Consider the following 12,172-nt stretch of genomic DNA (forward strand, 5'->3'; position numbering starts at 1 on the left):
AGAATCTGCAACCTTTTGGTTTTGAAATGAGTCATAGTTCAGAATAAATGCTAATTTTAGCTAAACTGATAAAACTGACTACTATGAAGAATCAATTCCTCTTTACTGCAATCTTATTTTTCTGTTCCATTCAATTGTCCGCTTCCCATTATGTAGGTGGAGAAGTATATTGGAAATGTATTCCTGGAACTGGTAAATACATTTTCTACATGGATTACTATCGTGATTGTGCCTCAAATACAGCCAATATTGGACAAGGGCCAGTAAACTTATCAGTTTATAATGCACCCCTTCCCAATAATGGCACATTGAATTCAATACAATTAGCTTTTGTAGTTCCAGAGCCTGGTGTGCCACTTGGCCCAAACATGGGAGCTTCCGTTGCACCCATTTGTACTGGTTGTGCGAATTCTGCACAACCAATATCTTGTGTAACTCAAGATCGAGGAACACTGGAAAAGTATTCATATAGATCACAACCGATAACTTTAACTGGTAAGCCACCTACGAATGGTTGGGTGTTTGGTTTTACCGCTGCTTGTTGCCGTTCAGGAGATGTAAAGAATTTATCCAATACGGGTACATCCTCAATGTATAAAGCCATAATGTATTCGGATGGTCGGGCATCACAAGACCCTTGTTACGATAGTTCTCCATTGTTTAAAGAAGAACCATCTGTCATTATTTGTGAAGGGTATGATTTTCAGTTCAACAATGGAGCCTTCGATGCCCAATTTGATTCTTTGTCATTTCAATGGGCAGATGTAGTCAATTCAAGTTCAAGTGCTACTAATTATGTGCCGCAAATCAACAATTGGGCTGCAGGTTATTCTTTAAATCAACCTACACCAACTGCTGTTATGAATCCATTGAATAAATCAGCTACCATAGATGCACGAACTGGAAATGTGAATCTATTTGCAATTTTACCTGCAAATGTGCCTGCCAATAAAGCGGGAATCTACGTTACTTCCACTCAGGTAGATGCTTGGAAGTTAAGTCCCTTCACTGGTAAACGAATTAAAATAGCCACTATCTTCCGGGATATGCCATTTAATATTTTTAGGTGTCCTAAGATTAATTTTACTTTTAATGATGTAAACAGTAACCCTATAAATGTGAATGAAGTCAATAAACCACCATTTGTTTTCTTGAATAGTGGAAGAGAGGCAAAAAGTATTGACACTACAATTGTTTTAGGGGATTCTCTGAAATTTGATTATGTAGTGATAGATACCAATGTCAGTCCTTGTGACACCACATTATTGACTGAAGTATCTATTCAGCCAAGTGGAGCACAATTTGATTCTAGCTTCACGAATCCAAATGGAAATTGCATGCAGCCACCTTGTGCTATATTGTCTCCAGCACCTACTGGGCTGCCAAAACGATTGACAGGATTTGCTACTTTAAGTACACAGTTTAATTGGCGAGCAGATTGTTCACATTTGATGGCGTTGGGTGCCTCAGTGCAAGCGGATGCGAGTAGAAACTTTCAGTTCGTATTTAAGATTTATGATGATTTTTGTCCTATTCCGGCAGTGAATTACAGTACTTTAAATGTGATGATTAAACTGCCTGAAGTTCCTCAGCCCCCTAAAGTCTATTGTTTTGATACGACCAATGGTGGGATGAGCTTCTTTTATGAATTAACAGGTTATAATGCAAACAGGTTTAATAGTGTTGAAGTGTATATAGGACAGAGGCCTAAAGGAACTTTATGGGGCTTTTCTTTTATTGGTATTCCAACTATGTTCATCACTAATAATACAGGTCAAGGATTTATTCCTACGAATCAATTTGATCCTAATCAGGAGTATGCCATCAAATTGAAACATCGAGATTCAATTTGTACTTGGGATGTAACATCTCAGTATAGTAATGTTATTTCTGCTGGTCAGACTGACACTGTTCAGTTTAATTTAAGTTATAAAGACAGCACCTTAAGCTTAACGAATCCACCAAATGGGAATCTGCAATGGTATAAAAATGGGGTGTTAATAACCAATGCAACAAGAAGTGGCATAGCTATTTCAGATACTGGTAGGTACGAAGTAGAAGTAACTATCGGTGGTTGTGTGTTCAGAAGTCAACCTTATATTATTACTGTGGTGAATAGTAATGAATTGAAGATATTCGTTTCTGAGTTGTCTATTTATCCGAATCCAACAACCAATCAAATAAACATTGGTGGACTTTCGGACAACGAAAGAGTCAAAAGTATTCGAGTGTATAATTTAAAAGGAGAATTGGTTGCTTCAACCTTTAATGGTAATTCTATCGACTTAATTTCATTTCAAAATCAATTGTACCTTATACGAGTTGAAACTAATCTGCAAGTAATGATTAAGAAAATAATGAAGCAATAAAAAATTAAGGGAGTCGATTAATTTAATTTTAAAGCAACCTATTGATAGTTCTGCCGTCAACTAAGGGAACCCTAAATTAAATTATCTAGATATGAAAAATCCAATCCTAATAGCCACAATTCTTTTTTTCTGTTCATTTCAACTTTTTGCGAATCATTATGTAGGAGGTGAAGTGTATTGGAAATGTATTCCTGGTACAGGAAAGTATATTTTCTATATGGATATGTACAGGGATTGTTCATCAGGTAGTCCTAGTTTTGGACAAGGTCCGCTTAATTTAAAAGTCTATAACACCCCACTTCCAAATAATGGCACACTTAGCTCGATACAATTATCTTTTGTAACCCCTGAGCCAGGCAGCCTTCTAGGTCCAAATGGTGCGTTGGCAGTACAGCCAAGTTGCAATGGCTGCGCTAATTCATCACAGCCTATATCTTGTGCTACTCAAGATCGGTTAACGTTAGAAAAGTACGTCTATCGTTCCCTTCCAATAACTCTCTCGGGTAAGCCTCCAACGAATGGATGGGTTTTTGGTTATACAGCAGTATGTTGTCGACCTTTTGAGGTGAAAAATTTATCAAATTTAGCCTCTTCTGCAATGTATAAAGCAATTATGTATGGAGATGGTCGACCATCACAAGATCCTTGTTACGATAGTTCTCCCCAGTTTATGGCCGAAGTAGAAGCTGTTGTGTGTGAAGGATATGATTTTCAATTCAATAATAATGTATTTGATTTAGATTACGATTCATTGTCTTTTAAATGGGCAGAAGTGGTGAACTCAAGTGCAAGTGCTTCTCAGTATGTTCCTCAAATCAACGGCTGGGCTACAGGTTATTCGCTAAATGAGCCTACGCCAACTCCCGCAATGAATCCATTGAATAAGTCTGCAACAATTGATGCTAAAAATGGAAATGTGAATATGACTGTTGTTTTACCTCCATCAGTCCCTGTGAATGTCAATGCTAAATACCATACTTCCACACAGGTAGATGCATGGAAGTTTAATCCCAATTCTGGTCAACGGGTAAAGGTCGCTTCGGTTTTCCGTGATATGCCATTTAATATTTTAAGATGCCCCAATATTAATTTTACTTTTAATGATGCAAATAATAACCCTGTTTTAGTGAATAGTGAGAATAAACCTCAATTTATTCAAGTGAATGGTAAGGCGAATAGTAAAAATCTAGATACGACCATTTTTATTGGAGATTCATTGCTTGTCGACTATGTGGTAATCGATACCAATATAAGTCCATGTGATACTAACTTTTTAACCACTGTTTCAATGGAGCCTATTGGAGTTCAATTTGATCGAAACTTTTCAAATCCGAATGGAAACTGCAACCAACCACCTTGTGCGACAATGAATCCAGCACCAGTTGGTCAGTCAAAGGTATTAACAGCTCCTGCTGTTTTGAATACTCAATTTAAATGGGTGACGGATTGTGCTCATCTTGCAAATGCAACAGGAACAGAATTGAATCGAAAATTTCAATTTGTGTTTAAATTGGCTGATGATTTTTGTCCAGTTCCTTCAGTTAATTATGCCACATTAAACGTAACCCTTCAGCTGCCAGAGCTTCCAAATCCTCCTAAAGTTTTTTGCTTTAAAGATTCTGGGAATGGGATTTCTTTTTCATTTGAATCAATGAATAATGATCCAATTCGGTACTCAAAATATTTGGTGTATTTGGGTCAACGCCCAATAGGTTCTGCGGCTAATTTTTCTTTTCTACCTAATCCAATAGATACCATTAATTCCTATACTGGGGTTGGCTCCATTTCTGCCAATCAATTAGCTCCGGGAATTGAGTATGCTATTCGATTGAAACAGCGAGATTCTATCTGTGGGCTGATTCGACTGTCTAATTATAGTTCAATTTTATCCAAAAGTCAGTCTGATAGTGTGCAATTTCAATTGGTGTATCAAGATAGTATTTTGAGTGTTCAGAATCACTTTGCTGGTAATTTACAATGGTATCGCAATGGAGTAGCAATGCCGAACGAAACATCTAAATCCATTCAAATTACAACTACTGGAAGTTATGAATTGCAGGTAACTATTGGAGGTTGTACTTATAGAAGTTATCCTTATGTAATTACAGTAGTTGGAAATACAGAATTAAATTCTGGAATCTCAGAGTTGTCTGTTTATCCAAATCCAACAACCAACCAAATAAACATTGGTGGTCTTTCTGGAGATGAGGAGGTTAAAAATATTCGAGTGTATAACCTAAACGGAGAGTTAGTGATTTCGGAATTTGGTGAGCGATTGATCGATTTAAGTGCACTTCGAAATCAACTATATATCATACGGGTGGAAACAAATTCTAGAATAGTGGTGAAAAAAATAATTAAGCAATAGAAGGTGTTTTTACAAAGGGGTCTTTATTTTTAATAGTTTAGCAAACTAATGGTGTTAAAATAACTTCCATTTAGTCACTACTAAATTTTGAAAATGAAAAAACGATTCCTTTTTACTTTATTTATCTTCTTTAGTGCAGTACAATTATTTGCTTCCCACATATCCGGTGGAGAAGTGTATTGGAAATGTATTTCTGGTACAGGGAATTATGTGTTTTACCTCGATTTATATAGCGATTGTGGAAATCCAACTGCGATTCCAATTGGCGTGACCTATAATCTTCAAGTGTACAACACTCCACTGCCTAATAATGGAACATTGAGTTCTATTCCATTAACCTATTTAGTGCCTGAGCCAGGTGTAATTCTCGGACCAAATGCCGGAGAGGTGATTGCACCATTGTGCAATAGTTGTTCAAATTCTGGACAGCCACTTAACTGTAATTTTTCAACTCGAAATAAAGGAACATTAGAGAAAATAACTTACCGATCACAACCGATCGCATTAAGCGGCCAACCACCAAGTAATGGGTGGGTTTTTGGTTATACTTCAGGTTGTTGTCGAAGTCCCGATATTCAAAATTTATCAAATACTTCTGCATCATACTTTTTTAAAGCAATCATGTATGGCGATGGGAGAGCTTCTCAATATCCTTGTTACGATAATTCGCCGCAATTTATGGCTCATGTAGAACCTGCTCTTTGTGAAGGATATGATTTTCAATTCAACAGCCATGTGGTGGATAATGAATTCGATTCTTTGTCTTACCAATGGGCCAATGTGGTGAACTCAAGTGCTAGTACAACAATTTATCAACCTGTATATGCGGCATGGGAGGTAGGTTTTTCAAGATTAAACCCAACTCCTACAACTGCTCAAAATCCTTTGAATAAATCAGCAACCTTAAACGCAAGAACCGGAGATATAAATTTTAATACTATTTTGCCTGCTTCAGTCCCTGCAAATAGATTCGGGATTTATGTGGCGTCCATTCAGGTAGACTCTTGGAGAAGAAATGCCACCACAGGTCAACGAACTAAAGTGGCCACAGTATTTCGAGATATGTCATTCAGTATATTTCGCTGTCCCAATATTGATTTTTATTATTTAGATGCATTAAATGATACCATTCGGATTGATCAAAAAAACTTGCCACCAAGTTTAGAAGTGAATGGACGTAAGAATATAAAAAGCATTGATACCACCCTAGGTTATGGGGATTCATTAGTATTGGATTATCGATTGATTGACAATGGGATTAGTCCATGTGGAGTAAATCGAGTTACAGATATTTATATGGTACCTATGGGGGCGCAATTTGATTCGTTATATTCAAATCCTATTGGAAATTGTATGCTACCTCCTTGCGCAACATTATTTCCTGCACCTACAGGTCAATTGAATCGAATTTCTGCCTCAAGAACATTGAATACCCAATTTAAGTGGGCATTAGATTGTTCCCATCTAGCCCCAATTGGAAACAACGGTTCAACAGATAAAACACGATTGTTTCAATTTGTTTTTAAACTGTACGATGATTTTTGTCCGATTCCCTTGGTTAACTACAGTTCCTTAAATGTAACTGTAGAGTTGCTTAAAGTACCAGATGCTCCAAAGATTTATTGTTTTGATAGAACCGCTAACGGTATAAAGTTCGCTTATGAAGCCGTAAGTTATCATCCGAGTAGATTTTCAAAAATAGAAGTATATCTAGGCCAAAGAGCACTAAACTCCACTGCGCCATTTGTATTTTCTTCAAGTCCATCAAAAACGATTGTGACTTACACTGCTCAGGATTCATTACCCAACAGTATTTTGCCTCCAAATATGGAGTATGCCATCAAGTTGAAGCAGATAGATTCAGTCTGTGGAAATGTGGCATCTTCACCTTTAAGTAACTTGGCTTCTATTCGTTATGCTGATTTGGTTTCATTCAGGTTTAATTTCGAGAATAACGTTCTAAGTGTGTTGAACCAATTTGTAGGCACTTTTCAATGGTCAAGGAATGGAGTAGCTATTCCAAATTCAAATGCTAAATCCATTCCGATCACTAGTTCGGGTACATATAGATTAGAAGTCATTATTGGGAGTTGTGTGCTTTTAAGTCCGCCTTATGCACTCACATACGTCGGGTTGCAAGATGTATTCCCTGAATCCACTTCAATAACTGTATATCCAAATCCAACGACGAACCAGATTAATATTGGAGGTCTAAAAGATAAAGAGGAAGTTAAAAGTATTCGAGTGTATAACCTAAATGGCGAACTAGTGATTTCTGAATATGGAGAGCGATTGATTGATTTAAGTGCACTTCGTAACCAGTTGTATTTCCTTCGAGTGGAGACTACTTTTAGAGGAATTACAAAGAAAATCATAAAACAGTAGCCAAATAATAGAACTAAATTGTAATTTTTTTTCGAAATTGCGGCAACCTTTGTATTTCTTCACGTCTTTTGGGCGTTAAGAAACTACACGCATTTTAATTTAATGACTATGAAAAAGATAAGTTTACTGCTATTGATTTTTATTGCAGCATCCACCAGTTCTTTTGCCTCGCACTATGTTGGAGGGGAAATTTATTGGCGATGTATTCAGGGTACTGGAAAGTACATTTTCTACATGGATTACTATAGAGATTGTGCTTCAAATACAGCTAACATTGGTACAGGACCTGTAAATTTAAAAATTTACAACACGCCTCTGCCTAACAATGGCGCATTAACCACCCTTAACCTAGCATTTGTGCCACCAGATCCTGGTACACCACTAGGACCAAATGGAGGAGCTTCAGTTGCTCCTTTGTGTACTGGGTGTTCAAATTCCTCACAACCAATATCTTGCGTAACTCAGGATCAAGGGACGCTGGAGAAATATTCTTATCGTTCTCAACCAGTTACGTTGACTGGTAAGCCGCCAACAGGTGGTTGGGTGTTTGGTTATACTGCAGCTTGTTGTCGATCTGGTGATGTGAAAAACTTATCAAGTACTGGAACTTCCTCAATGTTTAAAGCCATTATGTATGGTGATGGACGTCCTTCTCAAGATCCGTGTTACGACAGTTCGCCTCAATTTAAGGAAGCTCCTTCCGTAATAATCTGTGAAGGTTACGATTTTCAATTTAATCACAATGCTACAGATGATGAGCTAGATTCATTGTCCTATCATTGGGCAAACGTTGTGAATTCAAGCTCTAGTGCGACACAATATGTGCCTCAAATTAATAACTGGGCTGCTGGTTATTCTTTAGCTAATCCAACGCCAACACCGGCAATGAATCCGTTAAATAAATCAGCGACTATTGATCCATTAACTGGTGAAATTAGAATGTTTACAATTTTGCCTGCCAATGTTCCTGCAAATAAGGCAGGTATTTACGTTACTTCAGCTCAGGTAGATGCTTGGGGGATTAGTCCAACAACAGGTCAGCGGGTAAAGACAGGTACTATTTTTAGAGACATGCCTTTTAATGTGTTTAGATGTCCTGCTATTAATTTTACATACAATGATGTGAATGCAAATCCCATAAATGTAAATGAGATCAATAAGCCTCCATTTGTTCAAATTGGAGCCACTTCTGGGTCGAATAGTCTGGATACAATTGTTTATGCAGGAGATCTTGTTTCCATTTCATTTTTAGCTGTGGATACGAATATTAGTCCATGTTCACCTACTTTGTTGACTGAGGTTTCTGTTGAGCCGACTGGTTATCAGTTTGATAAATCATTCAATGATCCTCAAGGAAACTGTCCAATTAAGCCTTGTGCTACTTTAACTCCTCCGCCTACAGGTGCTCCTGTAAAACGATTAAGAGGATTGTCAACCGTAGGGACTAAGTTTAACTGGCAAACCACTTGTGATCACTTGAATCCTGTTGGAATTCAACAATTACAAACTGGACGATTTACTTTCGTTATGAAGGTGTATGATGATTTTTGCCCGGTACCTGCAATTAACTACCCGACTATTAACATTACATTGAAGGCTCCTGAACCAATTGGCCCTCCTGTAATTCGATGTGTCAGTATTCAAGAAGACGGTAGTTATGTGATTACTTGGACTGGTCCTGTTTTTCCAGATACCACCAATTCGTTTAATTCTTATGAATTATTCTTAGGTCAGCGTCCTGCAGGAACTAATGCTAACTTTATTTTTCCTCCGGCGACTTCACCAACTGCCATTGGTCTTACCGACTATGAAGGATCATTTACGCTTCCTGCAAGTGCTTTTGATCCTACGTTGGAATATGCATTTAAAATGAGATCAAGATATGGTTGTGGCGGTCTTATACTTTCAGGTTTATCTGAATTGGCTGCTGTTACCAATCGTGTGAAAGCAACCTATTCAGGTACATTGCCTGTAGGTGATCCCAATCGTTTTGAAACTAAGGTGACTTTAAGTTGGAAATCATTGTTCAATGCTCCATCAAACTATACTCCAAACCGCAACCCTTTGTTAATGCCTAGTTCAATGCTAGAATCTTGGGATGGTAAGTTTTACATTTATCAGCGTCATACGCCGCACAATGCTGGGCCTTGGGTTTTGATTGATTCAATTATTGAAACGGATACTTCTAAGTTCAAATGGACTGGAGAAAGTCCTGTGTGTGATGGGTTGGTTTCTTTTAAAATCATGTCAAGAGATACATTGGCCAAATGTGAGTCATTTAGTAATGTAGTGACTAAAAACATGAAGTCTATTAATCCACCTCCAGCACCTCGATTGTTAGAAACTGCAGTACGTGCCAATGGTGATGTGTTTTTAAATTGGAGTATATTCAATACTTCAGCGGATGCGTTTGTTATTTATGAATCCAACGCTGCCGGTGCGCTACTAACCAAGTTAGACAGTATAATGGTTCCCCAAGATACTTTTATACATGTTGGGGCTGGTGCTGATTTAGCAGAGAAATACTATGTTATTGTTCCTTATGATACCTGTAATAAAACGGTGCCTGGGGTAAAGTCGAAGTCGATTAAGACATCTTTGTCAAGTGTATCTTTAACAGGAAGTTGTATAGTGACGGCTAATATCACTTGGCAGCCTTTCTTAGGGTTCGATAACCCGATTACTCAGTATGATTTTTATGCTATTGTTAATAATGTAACTACCAAAATAGGTACAAGAAACATACCTGTAACTTCATTTGATTATAATGTAGGACCTCAGACGTCATATGATTTTTATGTTGTCGCGAAGACTGCTTTGGGGCTTTCTGCACGTTCTAGTATCACTAATGTTGTAACTGCTAGTTTACCTGATACTTTTGTAGTACCATCTCCTGATATACGTTGTGTTCGTTATGTTGGAGGAGTTGTTGAATTGGAGTGGATTAAACCTGAAAATCCAAAAAATAACTTTGAGAATTATAGAGTGGAACGTTTAAATGGAACTAATTGGGGTGTTTTACCAGGCGGTGTTATTACAGATTATAACATTACAACCTTTACAGACGGAAGTCCATTGGGAGATTTGAAATATAGAATTGTTTCAGTTTCAAACTATTGTAATCAGTCCAAAGACTCTATATTAACCGGTTATTTCGTCTCTCCAATTATACTAACTGGGACTCCTTCAACGAGTGGTTTGCCAGAAGTGGACTTAACTTGGACAGACCCATTAATTTCATATATAAATCCTTTTGAGATCCTAAGGGATACAAATGGTATTTATGTTGAAAATACTCGTCCTCAAGGAGTGTTTACTTTTACAAGTAAAGGTGTTTGTGGTGAGGATGGTGTACATACAATACAAGTTCAAGATACCTCAGGTTGTTATTCAATATCCAATACTACAACAACTGCTTATGTGAATGGGAAAGGTCCTGATAAGCAATTTATTGATTATGTCACTTATGACTATTCTGATATTAATAATCTTGTTGTAAAAATAGTGTGGTCTCCAAATTCTGCTAAAGATGTTGCTAGTTACAAAGTGGATCGACCACTTACTCTTAACCCTGTGACTAATCTTACACAGATAGTAGGGAAGGACACATTGTTTGTAACTGATGACAATGCAATTCTTGACGATACTACTTATACTTACATCATCTCTGCACTGGATTCTTGTAATGCTCCTTCTGACGGTCCTTTCGATAAAGCAACTACTATTGATATCGACAGTAAGTTCTTAATCTGTGATTCAGCGGTGGAATTGACTTGGAACAATTACGAGTGGTTCAGATCAGGGGCTCAGGTTGTTTATGAAGTTTACACTTCTCAAACAAAAGTGTTCGCTGATTTTACAAAAATTGGAAACACTACTAGAAATGAGTTCACTCACGAAGGGGTGTTGTCAGGTGATAATTATTATTACGTGAAGGCAGTTGATTTAAATGGTGCAGGTCCATTCTTCTCAAACTCTAACTTAACCCAAGAGTTTGTAGAATATCCTGATCCTCCTGCATTCCAGTACATGCATTCAGTGTTTGTGAATTCGCCTACCTTTATTGAGATTCAGTGCTATGTAGATACTATGGCATTGGTGAAAGGGTATGAAATCTTTAGAGGGGTAGATTCTTCTTCAATGGTTAAGTTGGATCAAGTAGGTATTGATGCAGTAGTTGATGGATATGTAAACTTTGAAGACTACAATGTAGTATCAGATGAGGGAAGCTATTACTACAGAATCAATGCATTGGATTCTTGTGGAAACTTGTCGATCGCTTCTAACTTAGGTAAGTCTATTTTCTTGACCAATACAACTGATAATTTAGCATTAACAAACACGTTGAAGTGGACGGCTTATGAAGATTGGAGAAATGGTGTGAGTCATTATCTAATATACAAAGCAGAGAACAATAAATTCGGAGTTAATGCATTTGATACATTATATGTTGAGCCAAATATGGGCGATGTGATTACATATACTGATGATGTTTCAAATTACTCAGATAGTAAAACTGACTTTGTTAAAAATGGTCAATATTGTTACTATGTGGTAGCAGTTGAGAATGGCAAAGGAGTTCCTACTGATCCGGACATAACGCCAGGTATGGCATTGTCAAATGCGGTTTGTACGAATATGCAACCGACCATGTACATTCCTAATGCATTCTCTCCTGGAACAGGAGTAAACAATGTATTCCGTCCTGAAGGAATCTACTTTGACTTTACCCGTTATGAAATGATTATTTACAACCGATGGGGAGAAGTAGTTTTCGAAACTACAGATTACTATAAAGGTTGGGATGGAGCGCTTAGTGGTGGCACATTTGCACCAATTGGCACCTATGTATATACCATTCGATTCATTGACTCTAATGGAAAAGAACGTTCAAAGAAAGGAACGTTAACCATTGTGAGGTAATCGAAGTTATTAAAACTCGAAAGACCCTGATTAGTTTCATCTAGTCAGGGTCTTTTTTTGTTTTTTTTAAATTTTTTGCTGGCTTAAAATTGTTAATTTTGCCCCTATTTATAAAGAATTTCACCGA

At 37.3% G+C, this 12,172-nt stretch carries 4 protein-coding genes; all 4 read left to right on the forward strand.

The features are described 5' to 3' along the window. The first annotated feature begins 83 nt into the window (after positions 1-83). The 4 genes from ACTB0X_RS05885 (at position 84) to ACTB0X_RS05900 (ending at position 12,045) form a co-directional block, all read left to right on the forward strand. Positions 84-2,369, forward strand: a complete 2,286-nt coding sequence (locus ACTB0X_RS05885) for a T9SS type A sorting domain-containing protein (protein ID WP_463024060.1) — start codon at positions 84-86, stop codon at positions 2,367-2,369. A gap of 91 nt (positions 2,370-2,460) precedes the next feature. Then, on the forward strand, positions 2,461-4,737 hold the full coding sequence (locus ACTB0X_RS05890; protein ID WP_463024061.1) for a T9SS type A sorting domain-containing protein: 2,277 nt from the start codon (positions 2,461-2,463) through the stop codon (positions 4,735-4,737). Positions 4,738-4,830: 93 nt separating this feature from the next. Continuing rightward, positions 4,831-7,122: a T9SS type A sorting domain-containing protein gene (locus ACTB0X_RS05895; protein WP_463024062.1), complete on the forward strand. Its 2,292-nt coding sequence runs from the start codon at positions 4,831-4,833 to the stop codon at positions 7,120-7,122. Positions 7,123-7,230: 108 nt separating this feature from the next. After that, the gene (locus tag ACTB0X_RS05900; RefSeq protein WP_463024063.1) at positions 7,231-12,045 is read left to right on the forward strand and encodes a T9SS type B sorting domain-containing protein; all 4,815 of its coding nucleotides are present in this window, start codon (positions 7,231-7,233) and stop codon (positions 12,043-12,045) included. Positions 12,046-12,172: the final 127 nt, after the last annotated feature.

The sequence above is a fragment of the Acidiluteibacter sp. genome (assembly GCF_055129545.1).